At 35.7% G+C, this 26,448-nt stretch carries 29 protein-coding genes; 24 read left to right on the top strand and 5 right to left on the bottom strand.

Going from position 1 to position 26,448, the window contains the following annotated elements; all coding sequences use genetic code 11:
• Window positions 1-105 precede the first annotated feature (105 nt).
• The gene (locus VK161_RS08170) at window positions 106-2,733 is read left to right on the top strand and encodes a TonB-dependent receptor (protein ID WP_324214284.1); all 2,628 of its coding nucleotides are present in this window, start codon (window positions 106-108) and stop codon (window positions 2,731-2,733) included.
• Window positions 2,734-2,784: 51 nt separating this feature from the next.
• Here the strand turns inward: VK161_RS08170 and VK161_RS08165 are convergent, their stop codons facing one another.
• A complete protein-coding gene (locus VK161_RS08165) occupies window positions 2,785-3,135 on the bottom strand; it encodes a 4Fe-4S dicluster domain-containing protein (protein ID WP_324214283.1) in 351 nt (116 codons plus the stop codon).
• Between the two features lie 62 nt (window positions 3,136-3,197).
• Here VK161_RS08165 and VK161_RS08160 point away from each other — a divergent pair, with 62 nt between their 5' ends.
• The 18 genes from VK161_RS08160 (at window position 3,198) to VK161_RS08075 (ending at window position 15,808) form a co-directional block, all read left to right on the top strand.
• On the top strand, window positions 3,198-4,256 hold the full coding sequence (locus VK161_RS08160) for an acyl-CoA reductase (protein WP_324214282.1): 1,059 nt from the start codon (window positions 3,198-3,200) through the stop codon (window positions 4,254-4,256).
• A gap of 174 nt (window positions 4,257-4,430) precedes the next feature.
• Window positions 4,431-5,525 (top strand): 3-phosphoserine/phosphohydroxythreonine transaminase, encoded by a 1,095-nt coding sequence (serC, locus tag VK161_RS08155; protein ID WP_324214281.1) that lies wholly within the window; start codon window positions 4,431-4,433, stop codon window positions 5,523-5,525.
• 74 nt (window positions 5,526-5,599) lie between these two features.
• Window positions 5,600-6,559, top strand: coding sequence for a D-2-hydroxyacid dehydrogenase (locus VK161_RS08150; protein WP_324214280.1), 960 nt, complete (start codon window positions 5,600-5,602; stop codon window positions 6,557-6,559).
• Between the two features lie 67 nt (window positions 6,560-6,626).
• Window positions 6,627-7,220 (top strand): hypothetical protein, encoded by a 594-nt coding sequence (locus tag VK161_RS08145; protein ID WP_324214279.1) that lies wholly within the window; start codon window positions 6,627-6,629, stop codon window positions 7,218-7,220.
• A 176-nt stretch (window positions 7,221-7,396) separates the two neighbouring features.
• On the top strand, window positions 7,397-7,957 hold the full coding sequence (locus VK161_RS08140; RefSeq protein WP_324214278.1) for an AraC family transcriptional regulator: 561 nt from the start codon (window positions 7,397-7,399) through the stop codon (window positions 7,955-7,957).
• Between the two features lie 102 nt (window positions 7,958-8,059).
• On the top strand, window positions 8,060-8,452 hold the full coding sequence (locus VK161_RS08135; protein ID WP_324214277.1) for a hypothetical protein: 393 nt from the start codon (window positions 8,060-8,062) through the stop codon (window positions 8,450-8,452).
• A 183-nt stretch (window positions 8,453-8,635) separates the two neighbouring features.
• A complete protein-coding gene (locus VK161_RS08130; protein WP_324214276.1) occupies window positions 8,636-8,977 on the top strand; it encodes a cupin domain-containing protein in 342 nt (113 codons plus the stop codon).
• A complete protein-coding gene (locus VK161_RS08125; RefSeq protein ID WP_324214275.1) occupies window positions 8,977-9,189 on the top strand; it encodes a hypothetical protein in 213 nt (70 codons plus the stop codon). Before VK161_RS08130 ends, VK161_RS08125 begins: the two co-directional genes overlap by 1 nt.
• The gene (locus VK161_RS08120) at window positions 9,186-9,671 is read left to right on the top strand and encodes a DNA starvation/stationary phase protection protein (protein WP_324214274.1); all 486 of its coding nucleotides are present in this window, start codon (window positions 9,186-9,188) and stop codon (window positions 9,669-9,671) included. The genes VK161_RS08125 and VK161_RS08120 overlap by 4 nt, the downstream gene beginning before the upstream one ends.
• A gap of 132 nt (window positions 9,672-9,803) precedes the next feature.
• A complete protein-coding gene (locus VK161_RS08115; RefSeq protein WP_324214273.1) occupies window positions 9,804-10,193 on the top strand; it encodes a low affinity iron permease family protein in 390 nt (129 codons plus the stop codon).
• 117 nt (window positions 10,194-10,310) lie between these two features.
• On the top strand, window positions 10,311-10,433 hold the full coding sequence (locus tag VK161_RS08110) for a hypothetical protein (protein ID WP_324214272.1): 123 nt from the start codon (window positions 10,311-10,313) through the stop codon (window positions 10,431-10,433).
• Between the two features lie 10 nt (window positions 10,434-10,443).
• On the top strand, window positions 10,444-11,481 hold the full coding sequence (locus VK161_RS08105) for a pesticidal protein Cry7Aa (protein ID WP_324214271.1): 1,038 nt from the start codon (window positions 10,444-10,446) through the stop codon (window positions 11,479-11,481).
• An 11-nt stretch (window positions 11,482-11,492) separates the two neighbouring features.
• A complete protein-coding gene (locus VK161_RS08100; protein ID WP_324214270.1) occupies window positions 11,493-13,847 on the top strand; it encodes a glycosyltransferase in 2,355 nt (784 codons plus the stop codon).
• A 187-nt stretch (window positions 13,848-14,034) separates the two neighbouring features.
• Window positions 14,035-14,187: a lmo0937 family membrane protein gene (locus VK161_RS08095; protein WP_324214269.1), complete on the top strand. Its 153-nt coding sequence runs from the start codon at window positions 14,035-14,037 to the stop codon at window positions 14,185-14,187.
• Between the two features lie 21 nt (window positions 14,188-14,208).
• Entirely contained in the window at window positions 14,209-14,445 is a 237-nt protein-coding gene (locus VK161_RS08090; RefSeq protein WP_324214268.1) for a YtxH domain-containing protein, read from the top strand.
• The gene (locus VK161_RS08085) at window positions 14,445-14,888 is read left to right on the top strand and encodes a hypothetical protein (protein ID WP_324214267.1); all 444 of its coding nucleotides are present in this window, start codon (window positions 14,445-14,447) and stop codon (window positions 14,886-14,888) included. Before VK161_RS08090 ends, VK161_RS08085 begins: the two co-directional genes overlap by 1 nt.
• Before the next feature lie 120 nt (window positions 14,889-15,008).
• Window positions 15,009-15,440, top strand: a complete 432-nt coding sequence (locus tag VK161_RS08080) for a DUF6146 family protein (protein WP_324214266.1) — start codon at window positions 15,009-15,011, stop codon at window positions 15,438-15,440.
• A gap of 29 nt (window positions 15,441-15,469) precedes the next feature.
• A complete protein-coding gene (locus VK161_RS08075) occupies window positions 15,470-15,808 on the top strand; it encodes a DUF6787 family protein (RefSeq protein WP_324214265.1) in 339 nt (112 codons plus the stop codon).
• A gap of 141 nt (window positions 15,809-15,949) precedes the next feature.
• Here the strand turns inward: VK161_RS08075 and VK161_RS08070 are convergent, their stop codons facing one another.
• Together VK161_RS08070 and folE are read right to left on the bottom strand one after the other, a co-directional pair.
• Window positions 15,950-16,255 (bottom strand): hypothetical protein, encoded by a 306-nt coding sequence (locus VK161_RS08070; RefSeq protein WP_324214264.1) that lies wholly within the window; start codon window positions 16,253-16,255, stop codon window positions 15,950-15,952.
• A gap of 197 nt (window positions 16,256-16,452) precedes the next feature.
• Entirely contained in the window at window positions 16,453-17,124 is a 672-nt protein-coding gene (gene folE, locus VK161_RS08065; RefSeq protein WP_324214263.1) for a GTP cyclohydrolase I FolE, read from the bottom strand.
• Between the two features lie 157 nt (window positions 17,125-17,281).
• On the opposite strand from folE, the gene VK161_RS08060 reads away from it, so the two are divergent.
• Window positions 17,282-17,944: an ABC transporter ATP-binding protein gene (locus tag VK161_RS08060; protein WP_324214262.1), complete on the top strand. Its 663-nt coding sequence runs from the start codon at window positions 17,282-17,284 to the stop codon at window positions 17,942-17,944.
• Here the strand turns inward: VK161_RS08060 and VK161_RS08055 are convergent.
• Complete coding sequence (locus tag VK161_RS08055; RefSeq protein ID WP_324214261.1) at window positions 17,941-18,333, bottom strand: response regulator; 393 nt, start codon at window positions 18,331-18,333, stop codon at window positions 17,941-17,943. The two genes, VK161_RS08060 and VK161_RS08055, sit on opposite strands and share 4 nt — an antisense overlap.
• Window positions 18,330-19,958: a PAS domain S-box protein gene (locus VK161_RS08050; RefSeq protein WP_324214260.1), complete on the bottom strand. Its 1,629-nt coding sequence runs from the start codon at window positions 19,956-19,958 to the stop codon at window positions 18,330-18,332. Before VK161_RS08050 ends, VK161_RS08055 begins: the two co-directional genes overlap by 4 nt.
• A gap of 210 nt (window positions 19,959-20,168) precedes the next feature.
• Between VK161_RS08050 and VK161_RS08045 the strand changes: the two genes are divergently transcribed.
• From VK161_RS08045 to VK161_RS08030, 4 genes are all read left to right on the top strand, one after another.
• Complete coding sequence (locus VK161_RS08045) at window positions 20,169-21,869, top strand: LIC_10190 family membrane protein (protein ID WP_324214259.1); 1,701 nt, start codon at window positions 20,169-20,171, stop codon at window positions 21,867-21,869.
• Entirely contained in the window at window positions 21,862-22,626 is a 765-nt protein-coding gene (locus VK161_RS08040; protein ID WP_324214258.1) for a TIGR02757 family protein, read from the top strand. Before VK161_RS08045 ends, VK161_RS08040 begins: the two co-directional genes overlap by 8 nt.
• A 125-nt stretch (window positions 22,627-22,751) precedes the next feature.
• Window positions 22,752-25,163: a DUF2339 domain-containing protein gene (locus VK161_RS08035; protein WP_324214257.1), complete on the top strand. Its 2,412-nt coding sequence runs from the start codon at window positions 22,752-22,754 to the stop codon at window positions 25,161-25,163.
• A complete protein-coding gene (locus VK161_RS08030) occupies window positions 25,150-26,367 on the top strand; it encodes a hypothetical protein (RefSeq protein WP_324214256.1) in 1,218 nt (405 codons plus the stop codon). Before VK161_RS08035 ends, VK161_RS08030 begins: the two co-directional genes overlap by 14 nt.
• Window positions 26,368-26,448 lie beyond the last annotated feature (81 nt).

Here is a 26,448-nt window from a genome sequence, read left to right as displayed (position 1 = left end):
GAAAAAACACTTTTGATAATTTTCTAATAAATTTTACTATGTACGCATAATAATTCAAAACATTTTAGTATATATTTGTTTTACTAACCAATAACACAATAATTTATGAAAAAAATTACCATTTTATTATTTCTACTGCATTTTTCGCTTGCTTTTTCACAAAAAACGGTAAGTGGAACGGTAAAAGACAATAACGGACAACCTCTGGTTGGAGTTAATGTAACCGAAAAAGGAACGTCTAATGGAACATCAACTGACCTTGATGGTGCTTTCAAAATCAAAGTAAAGGAAAATGCCACCTTAGTTTTTTCTTATGTCGGTTTCCAAACTATCGAACAGAGTGCATCAAATACCAACTTTAACGTTGTCATGTCTGAAGGCGAAGAACTAAAAGAAGTTCAAATTGTTGGTTCGAGAAGTACTAAAAGAACTGTAATTAACTCGACCGTTCCCATAGACATAATTGATGTTAAAAGCGTCACTACACAAAGCGGAAAAATTGAAATCAACGAATTACTTCAGTACGTTGCTCCTTCTTTTAACGCCAACAAACAATCGGGTTCCGATGGTTCTGACCATATTGATCCAGCTACTTTGCGCGGTTTAGGTCCGGATCAAACTTTAGTATTGATCAACGGAAAAAGAAGACACCAATCGTCTTTAATCAATCTTTTCGGAACTCGTGGTAGAGGAAATACGGGAACCGACTTGAATACAATACCAGCCAGTTCCATCAAAAGAATTGAAATTTTACGCGATGGTGCAGCAGCACAATATGGTTCTGACGCGATTGCAGGTGTAATAAATATTGTTCTGAATGACAATGTAAACGAATTAACTGGTGCGGTAACATATGGTGCATACGACACCAATGCCAAAGGCGATTTTTTACCCGGAACACCGAACACTCCAGGCTTTCGTTTGGACGAAAACGGAAACGGTAATTCCTATGGAAGTGATAAAGATTTTGATGGAAATTCAATGAAAATAGCCGCTAATTACGGTGTTAAAGTGGGTAAAGAAAGTGGTTTTTTAAATGTAACAACCGAATATTTTACCAAAGATAAAACGCTTCGTCCGGGTTATGATTTTAGAAAAGGGTTTGGTGAAGCTGAAATCAAAAGTTTGAATTTTATGGCCAATTTTGCTGCGCCAATAGGCGAGAAATTCGAATTGTATGCTTTTGGTGGAAGAAATGATCGTAATACCGATGCGTACGCATTCACAAGAAACGATGGTGAACGTGTAGTTGAATCGATTTATCCGGGCGGTTACACTCCTAGAATTACATCCAAAATTACCGATAATTCTATTTCGGGCGGAATTAGAACGCGCTCAAAAGAAGGTTGGAAAATGGATTTAAGCAACACTTTTGGTAAAAATAATTTTGACTACACTATCAAAGGAACATTAAATGCCAGTTTAGAATCGGCTTCGCCAAGAGAATTTGATGCGGGTGGATTCAGTTTAAGCCAGAATACAACGAACTTGGATTTTTCTAGAAATTTTAAATCGGTTTTAAACGGCTTGAATTTAGCGTTTGGTGGTGAATACCGCATGGAACGCTATCAAATTTTTAGTGGTGAAATAGGTTCGTATGCTACTTATGATACTAATGAAGTGCCAATCACTGATCCAACTACTCAATTCGCTCCAGTCGATCCTATCTCAGGAAATGTTAGGCCTGGTGGTTCACAAGGATTTCCTGGTTTCAGTCCAAAAAATGAATTGGACGAAAAACGAAACAGCGTTGCCTTTTACACGGATGTTGAATTGGATGTATCAACAGAGTTCTTGATGAGTGCCGCTCTTCGCTATGAAAACTATAGTGACTTTGGTAGTACTTTGAATTTAAAATACGCCTACAGAGTAAAATTATCAGACGATTTTAGTGTACGTGGCTCATGGAGTACCGGATTTAGAGCACCATCTCTAGCTCAGATTTATTTCAATACTAACTTTACTAATTTTAATGCAAGTGGTGCTACAGAGGTATTGCTTTCTGCAAACAATAGCCCAGTGACCAAAGGCTTTGGCGTAAGTGATTTAAATGAAGAAAAATCAATCAACGGTTCTATTGGTTTCACAGGAAAATTTGGCAATTTCACAGCTACAATTGATGGTTATCTTATCAATATTAGAGACCGAATTGTTCTTACAGGATACTTTGATGCAACTGCTTTAAACCTAAATGTTGATGCTGCTCAATTCTTTGTCAACGGTGTTGATACTGAAACCAAAGGAATTGATGTGGTAGTAGCCTACAAAAAAACAATTGGCGATTCTAAATTTGGAGCTACTTTAGTAGGTAACATCAACAACATGAAAATTCAAGAAGTTAAAAACGGAAATTTAGATGAATCGACATTTTTTGGTAAACGCGAAAAAGCATTCTTATTGGCTTCTGCCCCAAAAAATAAATTCAGTTTAAATCTGAATTACGAAAGAAAATGGTTTGATGCTGGCGTAGCTTTCACTCGTTTCAGTAAAGTAGTTTTGGTTGATTATGCGGATGAAGATGATGTGTATGGAGCCAAAATTGTTACCGATGCCACTCTTGGATTCAAATTGACCAAAAACTTCAAGTTAAGTGTTGGTAGTAACAACTTGTTAAATGTATATCCAGACAAACAAGACGAACAAGGGAACACCGAAGCTGGTGGATATTGGGATGCCGTTCAAATGGGATTCAGCGGAGCGTATTACTATGCTCGCCTAGGTTTTACCTTCTAAAAAAGAAAATAGTGTAACTAAAAAATCCTGAGTGAATGCTCAGGATTTTTTTTATTCGTTATGCAAAAACGATTGTCTGTTCAACAACGTTTCTTCGCTTTCGACATGATTGTCATCGGGAACGCAACAATCTACAGGGCAAACTGCCGCACATTGTGGTTCTTCATGAAACCCTTTACATTCGGTACACTTACCAGGAACAATGTAATAAATATCATCCGAAATCGGAGTTTGAGCTGCTTCTGCATCCACTTCCGTTCCATCGGGTAAAATTACTTTTCCGCGCAACTTGGTTCCATCTTTGTACCTCCAATCATCTGCTCCTTCATAAATCGCAGTATTTGGACATTCTGGCTCACAAGCACCGCAATTAATACATTCGTCTGTTATTATGATTGCCATAGCGTATTTTTAATTAATTTTGCGCAAAATTACAATCAAAACCTTTCATAAACAAGCTACTTATGTTACAAATCGACAAAAAAAATTGTTTTGTTCAATTGGGAACCTTTTTAAGTCAATTTTCTTTGGATAATTCCACTAAAAACGAAGCGGTTTTACATAACGATTTGTTTTATGATGAATTTCTAGCTTTAATTGAACTTTCCCAATCGCACAACGGTTGGTTTACTCCAGAACAAGTCTTTTTTGCCGTTCAGTCTTGGGCTGAAGCATTAAAAGAAGAAAATATAAATCATTGGTTGTCCAATTATGATTTTTCGAATGTGCAACCCAAAACAATCGGGTTAATTTTAGCCGGAAACATCCCGCTCGTTGGTTTTCACGATTTTCTTTCGGTTTTGATTTCGGGTCACAAAGCGATTGTAAAAACATCTTCTAACGACCAAAAACTAGTACCATTTCTCGCCAAATACTTAATTTCTGTTGATGAACGATTGGCTGATTTCATCCATTTTACAGAAGGAAAATTAGAACACTTTGATGCCGTAATCGCCACAGGAAGCAACAATACTGCGCGTTATTTTGAATATTATTTCAAAGACAAACCGAGTATCATTCGCAAAAACAGAAATTCAGTTGCCGTTTTAAACGGAAAAGAATCACACGACGATTTGGTTAACTTGGGCGAAGACATTTTCCGCTATTTTGGTTTGGGATGCCGTAATGTTTCGAAACTTTTTGTTCCTAAAGACTACGATTTTCAACCTTTTTTTCAGGCGATTTACGAATACAAAGACGTTATCTTCTACGAAAAATACTCTAATAATTACGATTACAACAAAGCCGTATTTTTAATGAGTAACTTCAAATTATTGGACAACGAATTTCTAACACTTAAAGAAGATTCGAGTTACGCCTCACCTATTTCTTCTGTTTTCTACGAATATTATGATAGTATTGAAGACATTACCGTTCAACTTCAAAACGACGCTGACCAAATTCAATGCATTGTTTCTAACGGATTAATTCCAAATAGCATTCCGTTTGGACAAACGCAAAAACCACAACTTTGGGATTATGCTGACAATGTAGATACTTTAGCATTTTTGATTTCTATCTAAAGTTAACGTTAAATTATTCGCAATAAATCTTATAAACTAAAACGATTTCGTTAATAACATAGGTCAATTATTGCCATATTCTAATCACTTTTTCGTAACCTATTTCCGAAATTTGCATCGTAATTTTTTGGAAAATAAAACTCATTTCATATACTGAATAAAATCTAGCACAACATGAAAAAACACAACTACAGCGCGGGACCATGTATTTTACCACAAGAAGTTTTTGAAAAATCAGCTCAGGCTATTTTAAATTTTAACAACTCTGATTTATCCATTTTGGAGATTTCGCACCGCAGCAAAGATTTTGTGGCAGTGATGGACGAAGCTCGAGCTTTGGTTTTAGAACTTTTAGGTTTGGAAGGAAAAGGATATCAGGCATTGTTTTTACAAGGTGGCGCTAGTTTGGAGTTTTTAATGGTTCCATATAATTTGATGAAAATGGATGGAAAAGCGGCGTATTTAGACACCGGAACTTGGGCCAACAATGCCATCAAAGAAGCCAAACATTTTGGAGAAACGGTTGTAGTAGCTTCTTCTAAAGAGCAGAATTACAATTTCATCCCAAAAGACTATTCCATTCCAACTGATGCAAGTTATTTCCACTGTACTAGCAACAATACCATTTTTGGAACTCAAATGAAATCATTCCCAGAAACCAATGTTCCTGTGGTTTGCGATATGAGTTCGGATATTTTTTCACGCACTTTGGATTTTTCTAAATTTGATTTGATTTACGCCGGAGCACAGAAAAATATGGGTCCAGCCGGAACCACCTTAGTGGTTGTCAAAGAAGAAATTCTCGGAAAATCAGGTAGAACGATTCCGAGTATGCTCGATTATGAAAAACACATCAAAGCTGAAAGTATGTACAATACACCAGCGGTTTTCCCGGTGTATGCGTCATTATTAACGCTTCAATGGTTGAAAAATTTAGGTGGAATTCCAGCTATCGAAAAAATCAACGAAGCTAAAGCCAATTTACTGTATACTGAAATCGACAGAAACCCATTATTCAAAGGAACAGCTGCCAAAGAAGACAGAAGCATCATGAACGCTACTTTTTTATTGGAAAACCCAGAACACCAAGAAACATTTGATAAAATGTGGAAAGAAGCCGGAATTTCTGGTTTAGCAGGTCATCGTTCGGTTGGTGGTTACAGAGCTTCGATGTACAACGCTTTACCTTTAGAAAGTGTACAAGTTTTGGTAGACGTGATGCAAAAACTAGAAGAAGTATTCAGTGTTCAGTCGCAGTTAGCAGAATAATTAAATTTAGACTACAGATTTGAGAAGGCAGAAAGCAATATACATTATACAACATACATTATACAATTAAAAAAATGAAAGTATTAGCCAACGACGGAATTTCTAAAAGCGGAATCAAAGCATTAGAAAAAGGCGGATTTGAAGTAATTACCACCAAAGTAGCGCAAGAGCAAGTTGCTAATTTTATTAATACGAATGACGTTTCGGTACTTTTAGTTCGAAGCGCAACCAAAGTTAGAAAAGACATTATTGATGCGTGTCCAGGTTTAAAAATCATCGGTCGCGGTGGTGTTGGAATGGACAATATTGATGTGGAATACGCTAGAGCGAATGGTAAACACGTCATCAATACGCCAGCATCTTCGTCAGAAAGTGTGGCCGAATTGGTATTTGCTCATTTGTTTACTGGTGTTCGCTTTCTACACGATTCCAACCGAAATATGCCTTTGGAAGGCGATACTAATTTTGAAGGTTTGAAAAAAGCCTATGCCAACGGAATTGAATTACGCGGAAAAACATTGGGAATCATAGGTTTTGGTCGCATTGGCCAAGCCGTTGCCAAAATGGCGTTAGGATTGGGAATGAAAGTTATCGCTGCCGATAAATACGTGAATGAAGCTGTTATTCGTGTTGATTTTTACAACGGTCAATTCATTAATGTGGATATGGTAACCGAACCTTTAGAAGACTTGTTCAAACATTCTGATTTCATTACACTTCACGTTCCAGCTCAAGAAGGTTACGTGATTGATAAAGAAGAAATTGCGTTAATGAAAGACAACGTTGGAATTGTCAATTGTGCTCGTGGAGGCGTAATCAATGAGGTTGCTTTAGTAGAAGCTTTGGAGAGTGAAAAAATTCTTTTTGCTGGTTTGGATGTTTTTGAAAACGAACCTACTCCGGAAATTCAAATTTTAATGCACCCAAGAGTATCGCTAACTCCGCATATCGGAGCAGCCACTTTGGAAGCTCAAGACCGAATTGGCACGGAATTAGCAGAGCAGATCATCAGCTTATTAAAAACTGAAAAATAAACTGATTTTCTTTTTTGATAGGTTAATAATTGATACATTTGATTAATAACCATTTAAAACAAAAGACATGTTCGAACAATTAACTCAACTAGTACAACAATTTGGAGGCGATGCAGTGGTGAATAATCCTGCCGTTCCCAACGAACAAAACGAAGCGGTAATGGAACACGCAAGTGGTTCTATTTTAGACAGTTTAAAAAATATAGCTGCGCAAGAAGGCGGAGCTGAAATGATAGGGAAATTATTCGAAGGCAATAATGCTGGCGATGCATCCAACCCAGTGGTTAGCATGATTACGGAGCAATTGAGCGGAAGTTTAGGTGAAAAATTCGGATTGAGTAGCGAAGCCTCATCGGGTGTTGCGGGAAGTTTGATTCCGAAAGTTTTGGGTTCACTTATTGGTGGTGCCAAAGATCCTAACAATCCCGGAATTCAAATTTCGGATGTGATTGGAGCGATTTCGGGTGGAAACGGAGCTTCTAGTGGCGGCTTGATGGACGCAGTTTCTAAATACGGCGGAATGCTTGGTTTGGATAAAGACGGCGACGGTCAAGTGGGAATTAGCGAAGTAATCTCTGCTGTAAGTGGCGGAAATGAAGGTTCTGGAAAGAGCGGCGGATTTTTAGGCGGACTCTTCGGAAAACTCTTTGGAAAGAAATAAAATACACACCATATTCATATTAAAAAAAAATCACCTCAATCGAGGTGATTTTTTTTATCCTTATAATAATGATATATATCACTCTTTTTTGGCTTTTGTTTAACTACCTTTGAATAATGTACTCTTTTTAGAAATCGATTCAGAGAGTGAACAGTCTGTTCTCAAACTTATTTCTAATGAAACTATATATAAAATACATGGTCAGTCTTCGCTGCAAAATGCTAGTGAAAGAAGAGCTGAAAAACCTCGGTATTCATTATATTGTGGTCGATTTAGGAATGGTTGAAATCCTCGAAGACATCACTCCTATTCAACTGGAAAAACTTCGTGTCGCTTTATTAAAATCGGGTTTAGAACTTATGGACGACAAAAAATCCATTTTGATTGAGCGCATCAAAAACGTGATAATAGAGTTGGTTCACTACTCTGATGCAGTTCCAAAAGTAAATTTCTCTGACTACTTAAGTGAAAAATTGGGATACGATTATACTTATTTAGCCAATACTTTTTCTGAAGTTAAAGGAATTACCATCGAGCATTACACCATTGCCAATAAAATAGAACGAGTTAAAGAATTGTTGATTTACGACGAACTCAATCTGACTGAGATTTCTTATTTGATGAACTACAGCAGTGTTGCGCATCTGTCCAACCAATTCAAAAAAGTAACTGGTCTTACTCCTACGTACTTCAAACAACTTAAAAACAAAAGACGTAACAGTCTGGAAAATATGTGAATTATACAATTAGGATAGGCAATTGTATAATCGATTTTGGTCATTAGCACCCGACCTTTGTTAAGAAGTTGTACCACTATAAACTTCTTTAAAAAAGTTATCATGAAGGAAGCTACAAAAATTGCCGTTTGGATTGACCACAATTCTGCCCATTTAATGGAACTTAAAAGTGAGCCTTTTGAAGTAAAAACGATAGAATCCAATTTTGATAAAAATACTATTGCTCACCATAACGAAAAATCAATGTATTCTAAAGAACAGCATTTGATGGAGCAATACTATAAAAAATTAGTAAAAGTCATCCGAAAATACGACTCTGTTGTACTGTTTGGTCCGACTGATGCAAAATCAGAATTGTTCAACATTATTAAAACGGATCATTTGCTGAACAATGTACAAGTCGAAGTAGTACAAACCGATAAAATGACTGAAAATCAGGTAAATGCATTTGTTAGAAACTATTTTACTTCATTTCCAAAATTCGTCAAGAGCTAAAAATTTAGAGATAATTACAGTTTACAAAAGGATGATTCCTAATAACTAAGGCAAAACTCAAGCGGAATTGCGCAAATTTATTGCATCATTTTCAAAATTGTAGTTCAATAGAATACCGTTTGTTGTACACTTTCAAACGGTATTTTACTTCTCATTATTCATTTAAAAAAACAAAAAAATAACATGGAATATCAAGAAGTAGAAAAAGCGGTTGGATTAATTACAGTAGAAATTATTGAGTACGTGCCGAACTCGGTAGTGATCAAAACCATTTTGAAGAAATCAACAGGAAACATTAGTGTGATTTCGTTTGATAGTGGCGAAGGATTAACCGAAAAAATTTCTCCCTTTGATACGTATGCTCAAATTATTGAAGGTCAGGCAGAAATTGTAATTGAAGGAAATGCCATCAAATTAGTAACTGGGCAATCCATTATAATTCCGGCGCACAAAACCAATAAAATTAACCCAAACGGACGATTTAAAATGATCCTAACCATCATTAAAAGCGGTTACGAAGACTAATGAAAAGTGTCACTAAAATCAATTTTGCCATCGTCAATATCACGGGAAAAATAGAGGAAGAATTTCCTGAATACTATCAAAATTTATTAGAAACTCCTTTATTTCTCTCGAATGAAAAAGTTGACAATACTAAGAAAGATTTTATTGAATACCTTGAATCCATTTCCCTTCAATTGCTTTTGTTCGAAAAAGAAAAACACCAATTAGTATGAAAAATAGGAATCCAAATATTGGCATCTCAGAAAAAAATCTAGAAATTGTGGCAACCAAGTTGAACGTTCTTTTGGCAGATGAATACGTGTTGTACACCAAAACTAGAAATGCACATTGGAATTTGGTTGGCGAAGATTTTTACGCCGTTCATAAATTTTTTGAATTGCAATTCGAACTTTTAGACGAACTTATTGATTCAATTGCCGAACGGGTTCGGTCACTAGGTCATTTCAGCGTGGCAACTTTGAAAAATTTCTTGAGTTTAACTCAACTTACTGAAGCCTCGAATCAAAAAAACGACAGTCAAGGATTCATAACTGCTTTGCTAGGCGATCACGAAATGATTATCATTTACCTAAGAGAAATTATTACCAAAATTGCCGACGAAAACCATGATGTAGGAACATCTGATTTTCTTACCAGTGTTTTAGAAACTCACGAAAAAATGGCTTGGTTATTACGCTCACATTTAACCAAATAAAGTGCTCTAATTTAGTTCCAAAATGCTTTGCCTCAAAACTATATAGCTCTTGGAATAAACTAAATAAACACTTTTAGAAAAAGCTCTGCTGGTTGATCAGTGGGGCTTTTTTGTACTAAAAAAATTAAAATTATGATAAAAATTTACCATCATTCAGAACGAATTTTTGAAAAATTATCCAATTTTGCAACCTTTATTTTAGGCAATTCTATTGCCTTTTTTATTGCCTTTATTGCTGTTCTGTTGTGGACATTCAACGACGATTTCTTTAAACAATCATTCCACGAAAGTTCAAGAGATATTCTACACGGTTTGACCTTTTTGAGTTTGTTCATCATTCAAAAGTCATTCAACCATTTTACGGCATCATTACATCTAAAAATTAATGAGTTAGTGGCTTCTCATGAACCTGCAAAAAATAACGTAATTAATGCAGAAACCAAAACCGAACACGAAATAAATGTACTTTCTAAAGAATACACCGAATTGGCCTTGCAACACGAGAAGGAACAACCAGAATAATTCCTTGTTTTACAATTAACTAAAGAAATAATTTTACAAATCACATAAAGAATTGTACAACATTTTTATGGCAGTTTATAACGAACTTTACTATAGAAATCCATAAAAAAAAGTACAATGTCAAAAGAAAAATCCAACAAAGAAAAAACAGGTAAAAAGTCACCAATTAAAAATTTAAAGGAGAAAAGAGCCGCCAAAAACGAAAAAAGAGAAGAACGAAATCGTACTACCGACATTTAATTAAAAAATCATGATTAAAGTCGTTAAACACGGAGTTCTTTTGGGCAAAACCGATCTCACTTTTGAAAACGAAGGAGTACTAAATCCTGCCGCCATGCAAATTGGCAACAAAGTGCATCTTTTTTATCGAGCCGTAAGCAAAGGCAATTTTTCAACCATTGGATATTGTGTTTTAAGCGATGCATTGACAGTTGAAAGTCGGATGGAAGAACCTTTGCTTAGTCCCGAATTTGACTACGAATCACAAGGATTAGAAGATCCGCGAATCGTTCAAATTGAAGGTGTTTTTTACTTGACTTATACAGCCTACGATGGCATCAATGCATTGGGTGCGTTAGCGTTATCAACCGATTTGGATCATTTTGAAAAGCAAGGATTAATAGTACCGAAAATCACGTACGAAGAATTCATCGAACTTTCTAATCCCAATTGTCAGTTAAACACCAAGTACATTCGCTATAACGAACACAATCGTGCGATTGAATACCATGGTGAAGAAGTGTATTTGTGGGATAAAAATGTCATCTTTTTTCCCAGAAAAATTGATGGGAAATTGTGTTTTTTACACCGCATCAAACCCGACATTCAAATTATGGTTCAGGTGACTGATTTGAAAGAACTCAACCACGATTTTTGGAGCGATTATTTTCAGAATTTAGACCAGCACATTGTGCTTTCGCCAAAGTACGACCACGAAGTCAATTACATTGGCGGCGGTTGTCCTCCAATCGAAACCAAAGAAGGTTGGCTGCTGATTTACCACGGCGTACACGATACCATAAAAGGATATGTGTATTCGGCATGTGCCGCTTTATTGGATTTGAAAAACCCACAAAAAGAAATTGCACGTTTGCCTTATCCACTGTTCTTTCCTGAGCTTTCTTGGGAATTAAAAGGCGAAGTCAATAACGTTTGTTTTCCAACTGGAACATCACTTTTTGACGACACTTTATACATTTATTATGGTGCTGCCGACGAGCGAATTGCTACAGCATCAGTCAGTTTATCTGAATTGATAAACGAATTGCTTTCAAACACAACTATTTAAAATACACGATCATGCTTACAAAAAACCAAATATCATCGACTTTCAAACATCGAAAAAACAATCAAAAAAAAGAAGTTGCATCTGTAGAAAATAATTCAACTCCTGAAATTGTGTTCATTGCTTCGTATCCACCAAGAGAATGCGGAATTGCAACTTACTCACAAGACTTACTCAAAGCATTGAAATCAAAATTCAATCATTCGTTTAAGATTAAAATTTGTCCGCTTGAGAATGAAAACGAAAATCATGTTTACGGAACCACTTCAAAACCAAAATTGAATATTGATTGCGCAGGTTCATTTTCTTCGATTACAGAAAACATTAACTCCAATTCGAACATCAAATTGGTAGTCATTCAACACGAATTTGGATTATTTAAAACCAAAGAAGCCGAGTTGGTTCAATTGATAAACGACGTAACAAAGCCTGTGATCATAGCATTTCACACCGTTTTACCCAATCCTACTGAAGCGCTTCAACTGCACATTCAAGAAATCGCTGATTCAGTAGCATCCATTATTGTCATGACCAAATCATCGGCAAAAATACTGATGGAAGATTACGCTATTGATTCGAAAAAAATCACAGTAATTGCCCACGGAACACATTTGGTTTCGCACGATAATAAAGAAGATTTGAAAAACAAATACCAACTTTCGGGCAGAAAAGTACTGTCTACTTTTGGCTTGTTAAGTTCCGGAAAAAGCATTGAAACTACTTTGAATGCATTACCCGAAATTGTGGCCAAAAACCATGAAGTCATCTTTTTGATTATGGGAAAAACACATCCAACAGTGGTGAAAAATGAAGGTGAAAACTACCGCAATTACCTCGAAAATAAAGTGGTAGAACTGCATTTAGAAAATAATGTTCGATTTGTAAATTCATTTCTGCCTTTGCCTGATTTATTAGAATATTTGCAACTGACTGATGTCTATCTTTTTACATCCAAAGATCCGAATCAAGCAGTGAGTGGCACTTTTTCGTATGCGTTGAGTTGCGGTTGTCCGATCATTTCAACACCGATTCCACATGCCAAAGAAGTACTGAATAATGAGTGCGGAATTACCATAGACTTTGGAGACTCAGTTCAATTGGCACATGCAGTGACAGATTTGTTAAACAACGACGAATTGCGTTTGAATTGCAGTTTGAATGCGTTACACACCATGTCGGCAACAGCTTGGGAAAATGCGGCTTTAGCACACGGATTATTGTTTGAAAAAATCAGCAAGAATCAAATTCAATTGGAGTACGCGGTTCCACCTGTTAATTTGAATCACATCAAAAAAATGACCACTCAATTTGGTATGATTCAATTCTCTAAAATCAACCAACCTGATTTGAGTTCGGGTTATACTTTAGACGATAACGCACGTGCCTTGGTTGCCATGTGTCAGTATTACGAAGCCACAAATGATGCTGAAGCGGTAGAATACATTTCAATTTACTTCAATTTCATCCAATATTGCTTCCAATACAATGGCTTTTTCTTGAATTATGTGGATGAAGCCAAGGAGTTTACACCGCAAAATAATGAAACCAATTTAAATGATGCTAATGGAAGAGCCATTTGGGCTTTGGGTTACTTGCTTTCGATTGATTCAAAACTACCCGATTCACTTTTGCACGAAGCCGATTTGATTTTTCAAACCAGTTTACTCAATATGCTGGAAATCCACTCTACACGCTCAATGTCGTTTATTATCAAAGGATTGTATTACAGAAATAGCAAACAAAACTCGAGAAGAAACGAAATTTTCATTACTAAATTGGCTGATCGATTGGTGCAAATGTACCTTCATGAAACCGACAAAAACTGGAAGTGGTTTGAAAGTTATTTGACCTATGGAAACAGTATCATTCCCGAAGCCATGCTTTGTGCTTGGTTGACTACCAATGATAAAATGTACAAAGAAATTGCCAAGACTTCGTTCGACTTTTTATTATCTAAAACATTCAACGAAAACTCGATAAAAATTATTTCGAATACGAGTTGGTTGCACAATGGAGAAAAAAGTAATTTGAAACAATTGGGTGGCGAACAACCTATTGATGTGGCGTACACCATATTAGCATTGAAAAAATTCAATGAAGCATTTCCCAATCAAGGTTATGATTTGAAAATGCAAATTGCTTTCAACTGGTTTTTAGGAAACAATCATTTGAATCAAATTGTATACAATCCTTGTACTGGTGGAAGTTACGACGGCTTGGAAAGTCATAATGTCAATCTCAATCAAGGTGCAGAATCAACCGTAAGTTATTTGATGGCGCGGATGACTATGGACGATGTTGTGCCAACACCAATTGAAAATAAAAACGCACTGCTTTTAGGAAAAGGCGAACACGAAGTCGCTTATTGATGTGAAATACAGCTTGAACTTTGAATAGCTTTTGATTTTCAAGCTTTTGGTTTCGTCTCACACAATTAAAGTCTTGTAAAAGTGGGAAATAGAATATTATATGAAACAACTTATACGTTCTTTAACGCTAAAATAACGCGACAAGTTTCGTTTCAATTGAATAAAAATAACTTTAAAAATAATCAATATGAACAATTTACTTTACACAATCGCAGTAATTCTAGTGGTACTTTGGGCTGTAGGCTATTTCGCTTACGGAGCCAGCTCACTCATCCATTTACTATTGGTAATTGCAGTAGTAGCAGTGCTTTTTAGAATCATCCAAGGAAGAAAAATTTAAAAACAAATAAATAATAAGATTATGAAAACAAACAGAGTCGCAGTTGGAGTTTTAGGCGGAATAGCCGCTGGAGCATTATTAGGAATATTATTTGCACCTCACAAAGGTTCGAAAACCAGAGAAAAAATCCTCAATAAAAGAAAAGGCTACACCGATGCAGCCAAGGAAAAATTAGAAGAAGTCATCACCGATTTCACCAAAAAATCGAATGGTCTGTGGGATGACGCTAAAGACATTGTTACTAAAGATGTAAAATAATGAAAACGCTAAACATCAAAAAGGCGCATAAAAACACCTTACTTTTTATTTTTATCATTGCCATGATGCTTATTTTCTCATCGTGTTCTAAAAAAGTAAGTTTTTTAAACTCGTCGGTAGTTCCGGCAGCTCGAGGAAACGTTGTAATCGATAAAGACAACAATGAAAATTACACGATAAAAATCGACATCAAGAATTTGGCCGAAGTAGAACGATTGAATCCGCCAAGAAAAACGTATGTAGTTTGGTTGCAAACTAGCGAACGAAATTACAAAAACCTGGGGCAGATTGAAAGTTCATCGTCAAGAATGTCATCAAAATTGGACGCTTCGTTTAAAACGGTATCTTCCTTTAAACCATCAAAAATAATGATTACTGCTGAAGACGATGGAGAAGTGAGTTATCCGAGTAATCAAATTATTCTAACAACAGAACAATTTTGATGAGTACTTTACTATTTTTCATAAAAATCATCTCAATTGAGGTGATTTTTTTATGTTAAAGTTCTATAAAATCGATTCTCAATCTGCTGAAAATTAGTAACTTTGAAGAAAGTATTGATTATGAAATACTGTGTATCATTCATTGTACTAATTTGCCTACTATTGAGTTGTAAACCAACCAATAAAGTGGTGAATGCCGCACCTGAAACACCCACAAAAGTTTCAGATACTGTTCGTATTGCCAACGAAGAAGAAGAATACGAAGTAATCATTATTGATCCTGGTTTCAACACCTTTTTATACAGTCAGGCACGACCACGCGGATTTTATTCGGAAGTATTTTTAGAGCAACGCAATCAAGTGTATGTATATGAATGGAACATGCGAGCAAGGCAACCAATGCATTTTGGTTCTGACTTGTACATGATGCAAATTGACTACGATCCGAATATTGATTATGGCTATGAAGTAAACTATTTACTCTATAATTATTTTGTTTATTTCCAACTCAAATACAATCAACGGCTCGGTGGATTTGTACCGCGAATTTAATTTACTAAATTTGTAGTCAATAATTGATTATGAGTACATTTAAAAAACGCTGGAACATCAAATCCAATTGGCAAGTTTTTGTCATTTTGGTGGTGTTTGCTATAACAGGTTCTACTGCAGCGTATTTGTCCAAACCCGTTTTATCGTTATTCGGAATTGTTCGAAATGAAACTTCAGGTTGGATGTATTGGCCACTTTACATCATTTTAATCTTCCCTATATACCAAGTTCTTTTGGTGACTTTCGGATTTATATTCGGGCAATTTGAATTCTTTTGGGCGTTTGAAAAGAAAATGCTTCGGAGTATGAAATTGGGATTTATTGCTGATTTTTTCGACAAATTGTTTAAAACTAAAGGTGAAAGTTAAATTGCATCTTAATCTATGAAATTTTGCCTCAGATTCACAGATTTTATATCGTTTCTAATCTTTGAATCTGTGGTGAATAAGAAGTAGTTTAAGTCAATTGAATCAACTAAAAAAGCCAACCGTTTCCGATTGGCTTAGTACTTATTTTCCTTTTTTGAAGAGGTACGTGTACGCCCACATGATGGTAAATGATGGAATGAAGTCGGTAAACGGAATCGCTTCTTCAATAAAAGCAAAAATACCTCCTATTTTTCCGGCGTAACCTTTATAAATTCGAGTCATTAAATAACCTGCAATTGGTGCCCAAACTATATCGCCAAATTCACCTAAAATTGGAATGGCATAGGTAGCATAACCAAACAAATCTAAGATGATACTTAAAATTAAATCTCTGGTTTTGTTGGAAGCAAAATCGCGAGGTTGACTCACTTGCACATTTTCTGTCATTTTCAATCTAATTAAAAATTCTGAAAGTGATTATGCAAAACTAATGCCAAACTTACTACTCGGTCGCGTGAGCGATTGAGGCATTGTTTGAGCTCTCCCGATGGCAATCGGGAAGCGAGTGCCGAAAGCGCGACCCAGTTGAACTTAACCAAATTTTTTCATAGCAAGAATGTACTGTTCAACTGGGGCACGCCCAACTATTTCTCCTGTTTAATCAAATTGAAGAAATCGTTTCGGTTTTCTTTTTCATTGAAAATTCCGCCGTACTGAATGGTTGAAGTATAGCTCGACTCGTCTTTGATTCCGCGACTTGAAACACATAAATGCGTGGCTTCCATCACTACAATTACATTATCCGTTTCAAGAACCGTTTTGAGTTCGTTGAAAATCTGCATGATCAAGCGCTCTTGTACTTGCGGACGACGCGAAAAATAATCGACGATACGGTTTAATTTTGACAAACCAATTACTTTTCCGCTTGAAACATAACCAATATGTGCTTTCCCGATGATAGGTAGAAAATGGTGTTCGCAAGTCGAATTGAAACTGATGTTGGCTTCCACTAACATTTTGTCATAGTGGTAGCTGTTGTCAAAAACCGATATTTTGGGCTTATTCGCTGGATTCAATCCTGAGAATATTTCTTGGATGAACATTTTGGCCACGCGGTGTGGCGTTCCTCTCAAACTGTCGTCGGTCATGTCCAATCCCATTTCTTCCATAATTTGATGAAAATGGTGTTCGATGGCAGTCATTTTATCAGCATCAGATTTCTCAAATGCATCAGGACGTAAAGGTGTGTCGGCCGATGTCATTTGATGATTATCGCCAATCAATTCGTAAATTTCTTTTTCTAACAGTGTGTTCATGGCAGTGCTGATTTAAATTATTTTGTTCAACAAATTTACAAATAAATTAAACAAAAAATTTTCTTTAACTTTAATTTATAAGTTATTCAACGATAAAAAAAATTGATACTTGGGTAAATTGGTAAATACTTTGTTTCTTTGTAAAAAAGATTTTGAAATGATTCAGGCGAAAAACATTCACAAGTATTACGACCAATTACACGTATTAAAAGGAGTTGATTTACACATTCAAAAAGGTGAAATTGTGTCGATTGTGGGTGCTTCTGGAGCCGGAAAAACTACCTTACTTCAAATCTTAGGAACGTTAGACAATCCTTCTGTTGAAAACGGAACTTCATTACAGATTAACGGTCAAAATGTCATTCAGATGAACGATAAAAGTTTATCTACTTTTCGAAATCAACACTTGGGTTTTATTTTTCAATTCCACAATTTATTGCCTGAATTTACTGCTTTAGAAAATGTGTGCATTCCCGCTTTTATTGGAAAAAAAGACAAAAAAGCGACTGAAATTGAAGCCAAACGATTATTAAGCTACTTAGGTTTAGAACATCGAATGGATCACAAACCAAGCGAACTTTCGGGTGGAGAACAACAACGTGTGGCTGTGGCAAGAGCTTTGATTAATAAACCAGCTGTAATTTTTGCCGATGAACCTTCGGGAAATTTAGATACTGCTTCGGCCGAAAATTTGCATCATTTGTTTTTTAAACTAAGAGAAGAGTTTGGACAAACATTTGTAATTGTAACGCACAATCAAGATTTAGCCAACATGGCCGACCGCAAGTTGGTGATGGTAGATGGTTTGATTAGCAGTTAATTCCACAAATCGTATTCTTCAAAGAAATCGAGCGAAATCGGTTTTGAAATGAAATTCTTAACGCATTTGTATTGTTTGGCTCGTTCTATTTCGTGATTATCAATTGACGAACTTACAATATAAATGTTCAATTTATTGATGAACGACTGTTTTTGTATGGCGTCTAAAAACTGCCAACCGTCAATATTGGGCATGTTCAAATCCAAAAAAATAATATCGGGCATTCCGTTGCCTTGCTCGTTCATTTTGATTAATTCATCCATTGCATATTGTCCGTCTGGAAAATTTTGCACGCGATTGAACCGTTCTGATTTTTCGATGATTTTTTTGAATAATAAAACAAAAATAGGATCATCGTCAATAATAAAGGTTGAGTAGTGCTGTTTCATCCTAATTGTATTTTAAAAGTGGTACCTATGTCTACTTCGCTTTCAACACCAATGGTTCCGCCCAAAACTTCGATGTGATTTTTAGTCATAAAAAGTCCGAGTCCAGTTGCATCCGGATTGTTGTGAAAGGTTTTATACATACCAAAAATTTTGTTTTTATTCTTGGCTAAGTCAATCCCGATTCCGTTATCCGTAAAAGTCAACTGTAATTTATTGCTGATTTTTTCTGCTTTAATTGCAATTTTCGGACTTCGTTTGGGTGATTTGTATTTGATGGCATTGGTGAGTAAATTCAGAATAATACTGTCAAAATACGACGGAATAGTTGTGATTTCTAGATCATCTGGAATAGCAATATCGATGGATACTTTTTCGTTTTTGATGACACCATTCATACTGATTAAAGCGTTTTCAACAAACGATTTGACGTTGATTTTAACTTTATCACTTTCGTTTTCCATTCGAATTTTGATGGTTTCATTCAGGTGAAATATGGTTTCGGATAATTTGTTATTACTGATTTTTAACAATTCGAAGTATTCTGCTTTTTCTTTTTCGTCGGTGGAAGCATCGATCAAATCAATAATCATCGACATATTACTGGTGTTTGAGCGAATATTATGGGAGATGATGTGGGTAAAATCGAGTAACTTTTCGTTCAATCGTTTGGATAACGAATACAAGCGTTTTACTTTTTCATCGGCTTTTTTAAGTGCTGAAATATCTCGAGAAACGACTATATATTTGGTGTAACTTCCATTTTCATCGTACATCACACTCGCCGAATCTTCGCGCCAATGGTATTTGCCGTTTTTTCCTTTGAAACGAAATTCGTAGCTAAAATACTTGACTCTTTTGAGTAAATTGGAATAGATCAATTCTCGAACTCGTTGCGCATCGTCTTTGTGAAAATAATTGAAAATGTCACCCATTTCCATTTGATACACTTCTTCTTGAGTAAATCCTAATAATTTGCAATACGATGGTGAAATGTAAGACACGAATCGATTTTCAACTACCAAAAAACCATCGTTCGAATTGTCAGTAATTAGGCTTAATTTTCGTTCGTTTTCGATGAGTACTTTTTCGAGTTGGTGGCATTTGAATCGGTGAATTTTTATCACCAAAATATCACACAGCGAACGCGCAAATCCCAAATCAGTTTCCGACCATTTTCTAGGATCATCCCGATGTTCGCAGCAAAAAACACCTACTAACTTTCCGTTTTCCCGAATCGGAATATCGAGCATATCAGTAATGCCAAGCGGAATTAAGTAATTTTCTTTCAATTCCTGAGTGTATTTGTTGGTCAAAACGTGATCCGCTACAATGGCAATTCCTTCTTTTAAAGCGGAGAAATAAACGGGTAATTCATTCGAATTGAGTACATCATTTTTAAAATGGGCATTTTGAGTTCGATCGTACAAATCAATACAAACTAATTGTTCGCCTTCAATACGCCAATAACTTGCGCGATCTATATCCAAACCTTCACATGCAATGGCTGTAAATAATTCATAGATGCTTTCCAAAGAAGAAAAATCATAACTTGATGACTTATAAAGCCTAAGCAATAAGTCAAAATGTAAGTTATTGTATAGTAAGTTCTTGTTAATATCACTCATATTACAAGTATTCTGTAGGTATTCCTCCCCAATTTGATGTTATAAATTTAATGTTTTTTTGTTAACTTTATAATAATATGTTTAATTTATTAACATTCTTAATAATCATATCTTAGCTAAAGTAGCATTTCAATTAAACAATTGTTAAAATCAAAAAACTTATTTACCTCTACATTGCCTTTTTTTAATAACTTTGATGAAATTTATAGTATGCTACTGATTTTCCTTTCATGGATTTATATACTTGCAACCACAGTCAATTTGGGCGTTGGCTTGAATCAAATTACCAGAAATTCAAGCAATGACATTGTAATAACGGTTTTCAAAGGATTGTTTTTAACAACTATTCTAGCCAGTTTTTGGGCTGTATTTGGCCGCATTCATTGGGAATTTCACCTCTTTTTATTGGTTGTTAACGTACTACTTTATTTGAAATTTAAATCCGAAATAAATACTGTATATCAATCATTTACCGCTGATTTTTTGAGATTATCAAAAAGTTTGCAACTCTACTTAGTACTTGTTTTTCTATTAATCTTGGCGCAATGTGCTTCCGTTCCGTTCATTATCGACAACGAAACCTATTACATTCAAACAATCAAATGGTTAAACGAGTACGGCTTTGTACAAGGTTTAGCCAATTTACATATTTTCTTCGGACAAACGAGTGGTTGGCATATTACTCAAAGTGCATTTAATTTCTCTTTCTTATATACTAATTTCAATGATTTAAGCGGATTTTGCCTACTTCTTGGAAACCTATTTGCCGTTCAAAAACTCAATTCGTATTTTACAACTACCCATAAATTGTATCTGATTATTGGATTGCTTCCAGTGGCCAATGTTTTGCTTTTTCAATTCATTAGCGCACCATCGCCTGACATCGTGGTGTATGTTGTAAGTTTTATTATTCTCTTCTATTTCATCGAAAATTACACTACCATTTCTGCTGAATCTTTCAAAACCATAGTCGTATTGGTATTGTTTCTGTTTTACTGCAAGCCAACCTCGTTTTTGATGTTTCTTTTACCTTTGATTTTACTAGTCGTAAACTATAAAAAATTAGCTTCTCATTTATTCCCAAGTTTCACATTGAGTTTCTTGGTTTTAGGGCTTTTCGTAACCAAAAACACCATCCTAACAGGTTACCCATTATTTCCTACAACCAGTTTAGCATTCCATAATTACGATTTTAGAGTTCCAATAGAGTTAGCCGATTACCACTTCAATCAACAGCGATTGTATCGATTTTTCTTGAGCAAAGAGGAATTTCATTCGCTTTCATTTACTGAAAAATGCTTCCGATGGATTTCGATGGATAAAATCAGCGGTTGGTTTAATGTGTTGAGTGTGGTGATGATTGGAGTGCTTCCTTTTTTCATCAAAAAATGGTTCAACCAACGCGCTTTTTGGATCGTGTATGTTCTAATGGTAGTACAATTGATTGTTTTAATTACAACTTCACCTCAATTTCGATTCTTCATCCATTTTAATTTGTTTTTCGGGTTTTTAATAGCAACTGTTATTGTGAAAAAGAAACGACTCATCCATTTCGGATTGTATCTGAGTCTAATTCTGGTTTGCATCATGCTCTTCTTCCCTATCAAATACAGCTATTTAACTCAAAATCAACTGATAATGGACAACAGTAAATTCTCCAAAAGAAATACCGTTTTTCCGCACCACAATTCAAAATTAAAAACCACTTTTCATGCGGTGAAAAATGGCAATCTCACTTACTTTTCACCTGAAAACTATGTCTTCTTTTGGGCCAATGGCAACGGAAAATTACCGTGTGTGAATGTGCGTCAAATTGATTATTTTGGCGCTCGTTTTCATTACGTACCGCAATTGCGAACGACTCAATTAAAAGACGGATTTTATTCCAAAAAATGGTTACCCAATGACTAAAAACGAACTTCAATCGTTTCTCGATGAAAAAGTAGATTTGTACAACAATCCGAAATTTATCGAAAGCGATCCCATTCAGATTCCGCATTCCTTTTCATTAAAAGAAGACATTGAAATAGCTGGATTTCTCTCGGCTACCATCGCTTGGGGAAACCGCAAAATGATCATTAAAAACGCTCAAAAAATGATGGATTTGATGGGGAATTCACCTTACGATTTTATAATGAGTCACCAAGAACATCATTTGGAATCGCTAGAGAATTTTGTTCATCGCACGTTCAATGGCTTGGATTTGGTCGGATTTGTAAAAGGTCTGCAACATATTTATCAAAACCATGGCGGATTGGAAACTGTTTTCGCTCAAAACCAAGAAAATGATTCCATGCAAAAAAGCATCTCCGAATTTAAGAAGTTATTTTTTGAAATCGAACATCAAAGCCGAACCCAAAAACACATTTCCGACCCGATGAACAATTCGGCAGCCAAACGCATCAACATGTTCTTGCGTTGGATGGTGCGCAACGACAACAAAGGCGTTGATTTTGGTATTTGGAAAAGTATTTCACCTGCTGCGCTATCGTGTCCGCTTGATGTACATTCAGGCAATGTTGCTCGAAAATTGGGTTTACTTGTTCGCAAACAAAACGATGGGAAAGCCTTGGCTGAACTCGACACTCAACTACGATTATTAGACAAAAACGATCCCGTTAAATATGATTTTGCACTCTTTGGGTTGGGTGTTTTTGAGCAATTTTAGTTCAAGAAAATGCGTTATATTTACCAACTAAACTATTCAAACCGCTTATGGAAATTCTTTTACTAGTAATTCTATTCATATATTTAGTCGTTACCAACAACTCTTTGAGTTCCAAATTACGGAACATGGAAGACCAACTTACCGCTTTGAATCGGAAAGTCAATAAGTTGAAAAACACAGTTTCTTCCGATTCAAAATCGCCTGATGCTGTTCCGAAACCTGAAATAAAAACCGAAAAACCGAATGTCCCTGTCATAGAAATTGGAGAAGAATTCAAACCTGTTGTTGAAATTCCGGTATCCAAACCAATCGAGAAAGCAGAAGAAAAAGTGGTCTACTCTATGGATCAACCGCAACAACCTCGACCTGAACCACAACCTTACGTTCCACAAAAATCGTGGTGGGAAAATTTCAAAGAGAAAAATCCTGATTTGGAGAAATTCATCGGTGAAAACCTCATCAACAAAATTGGTGTTCTGATTTTGGTTTTGGGAATCAGTTATTTTGTGAAATATTCGATTGATAAAGGTTGGATTAGTGAACCGGCACGCGTTGGACTCGGAATACTTTCGGGAGCATTAGTGTTGGGAATAGCACACAAATTGCGTGATAAATTCGCCGCATTTAGTTCGGTTTTTGTCGCAGGCGCGATTGCTATTTTTTACTTCACCATCGGAATTGCCTTTCACGATTACAAGCTCTTCGGACAGACCACTGCATTCATTATTATGGTGTTAATCACCGGATTCAGTTGTTTCATTTCATTATCGTACAATAGAAAAGAACTTGCAATTTTATCACTCATTGGCGGATTTGCTGTTCCGTTTATGGTCAGCACAGGCGAAGGAAATTACATCGTTTTATTCACTTATATTCTAATTCTCGACCTTGGAATTCTGGCGATTGCTTACTTCAAAAAGTGGAACATCCTGAATATTTTGGCTTTTGTTTTTACTGTTGTACTGTACTGTTCTTGGTTGGTTACCGATGTTTACATTCTGAAACCACATTACCTTGGTGCTTTGCTGTTTGGATTTGCGTTTTACTTGGTTTTCATCGCTATGAACATCATCAACAACGTTCGAAACAAAGGTTCGTTTACTACAATTGAACTTTCAATTTTGGTCAGCAATACCCTCCTATTTTACGCTGCTGGAATGGTGATTTTGTCGAATTATCATTCTGAATTTAAAGGAGTATTCACCACTTTATTAGGGATTTTAAATTTTGGTTATGCGGCCATTTTGTCCAAAAAATTCCACCTCGACAAAACCGCTGCGTATTTGCTCATTGGTTTGACTTTAACGTTCATTACCTTGGCCATTCCGGTTCAGTTTGAAGGCAATTACATCACTTTATTTTGGTCAGCAGAAGCAGTTTTACTATTGTGGTTGTCCCAAAAATCCAACATCAGCAGTTACAAATTTGCATCGGTGGTCGTAACGGGTTTGATGCTGATCAGTTTACTACTTGATTGGAAAAACAGTTATGCCTACGGACAAACGTATTGGATTGTTTTCAATAAGTTTTTCATTACCGGAATTGTAGCTGTTTTATCATTGGTTGGCATCCGTCATTTACTTAAAAATGAAACTGAAATTTCAGAGTTGTGGGGTGGCACATTGGACCCAAAAGTGTACGATAAAATCATCAAAATTACTGCTATTGTAGTGGGCTATTTTGTTGGATTGTTTGAAGTTTCCTATCAGTCAACGGCTAATTTATACGGAAGTGATTCTCCTTTCGGATTCACTATTTTATATCATTTGACATTTTGTGGCGTGCTGTTTTATTTCCTTGTTAAATCAAACGAAGTCACCAATCATAAAATTGCTGTCATCATTGGATTATTCAATATTTTTCTGTTCACATTTTGGTTTTCAAATACGCCTTTCAGCGAAAATTACGAATACCTAAATTCGGTAGTTCACTACAGAGTATCATTTTGGCTGCACTATTTATCATTAGCCATAGTAATTTATTTTGGCTATCAAATCTATAAAATGAATAAAGAGAACGTGATTTTTGAATTCTTCAGTAGTAAATCCATGTTGTGGATTGTGGCCTTTTTCATCATTTATTTGGCAAGTACCGAATTGATGCTGCACAGTGAAGTGATTTCGCTTTCGCCAATAACACAAAATGAAGCGATGTCAAGTCAATCGTACCAAAACTACAAAGACATCACCAATGCAAAAGATGTACTTGCCTACAAAAACACTGAAACCGTTAGAAATTTAGTAGTTCGCACAGGCTATCCGATTCTTTGGGGAATTATTGCGTTTGCGTTTTTGATTTACGGAATCAAAAAACAGAACAAAAAAGTCCGAATCATCGCACTTGCCTTATTGGGATTGACCATAGTGAAATTATTCTTGTACGACATTCGGAATGCCTCTGAAACCGGAAAAATAATCGCATTCATCTTATTGGGAATACTCATTTTGATTATTTCATTCGTATACCAAAAAATCAAAGTATTGGTTTTAGATGATGCCAAACCTACTGAAAAAGAAGAAAAAAATGATACGATATAGTTTGTTATTTCTGATTGTGCTGACGCAATTATCGTTTGCACAACAAACCAAAGCTCAACTTGAAAAAGTCGGTGAAAAGAATTTCTACCGCATTCGGGTTTCACCTGAAATTCGCTCGGCTTCCAAAATCAATTTGGGTGATTTGCGTATTTTCGACAGCAAGAAAAACGAAGTTCCGTATGTAGTCGAAATTCAACCTCAACAAACAAAAACCAATCAATTTGAAGCTTTTTCGATACTTTCTAAAAGCAGTGTTGCTAAAAAAACCTCGTCAATTATTGTTGAAAATCCGAAGCCAAAAATTAGTGAACTTACTTTAATTATTGCCAATTCTGACGCCAATAAAAAAATCAGCATTAGCGGTAGTAACGACCAAAAACAATGGTTCGGAATTGCCAATAGCATCGAATTATTTGATATGAATGATCCTAATTCGACTCAAGTGACACAAACTATTGATTTCCCTTTGTGCGAATATAAATTCCTCAAAATTGATTTTGACGACACCAAAACACTACCGGTTAATGTTCTTCAAATTGGCACAACCAATTCTAGTTTTCAACTGAATCAATGGGAAGAAATCCAACCCAAAAATCGCTTTGTCACTCAATCGCCAAAAGAAAAGAAAACGGTGCATCAAGTGGTGTTAAATCAGCCGCAAAGCATTGAAAAAATAAAGATTAAAGTCAAACAACCTACCTTGTTCAATCGAGAGGTTACTATTTACACTTTAGAAACCAAAAAAGTAACTAATTCAACCATAACTAATCAAGAAACAATTGCGCAATTCACTCTTTCCTCAAAAGGTCCTGATGAATTTGATATTGTTCCAGGTAAAATCAGCGAATTGTACATCGAAATTGCCAACGGCGACAATGCGCCACTCGACATCGAATCGATTCAACTCTACCAAAAACCAATGTTTCTATTAGCCGAATTGAATCCAGATGAAGAATATACTGTTGTCACTGGAGATGAAAAACTATTCGCTCCATCCTACGATTTGGCTCATTTTGAAAATGAAATCAAAAACGTGGCAGGTGAAATTAAAATGACCAATACCGAACAAGAAACCAGCGATAAAAAAGTAAGCGAACAACCGTCGTTTTGGCAACAACCGTGGTTCATGTGGCTTTGCATTATTGTGGCTGGAATCACCATTTTATACTTCAGTGTCGGTTTGGCCAAAGACCTAAAAAAATAACCGAAAACCGCCATAAAACTGTTTTTTATCATAAAAAGTTCGAATTAGAATTACTATTTTTGTCACTCATAATTACAAACA

It is taken from the genome of Flavobacterium sp. (assembly GCF_035299245.1).
Classification (GTDB): domain Bacteria; phylum Bacteroidota; class Bacteroidia; order Flavobacteriales; family Flavobacteriaceae; genus Flavobacterium.
Note: the sequence above shows the minus strand (reverse complement) of the source record. Positions and strands in the feature narration are given on the sequence as shown.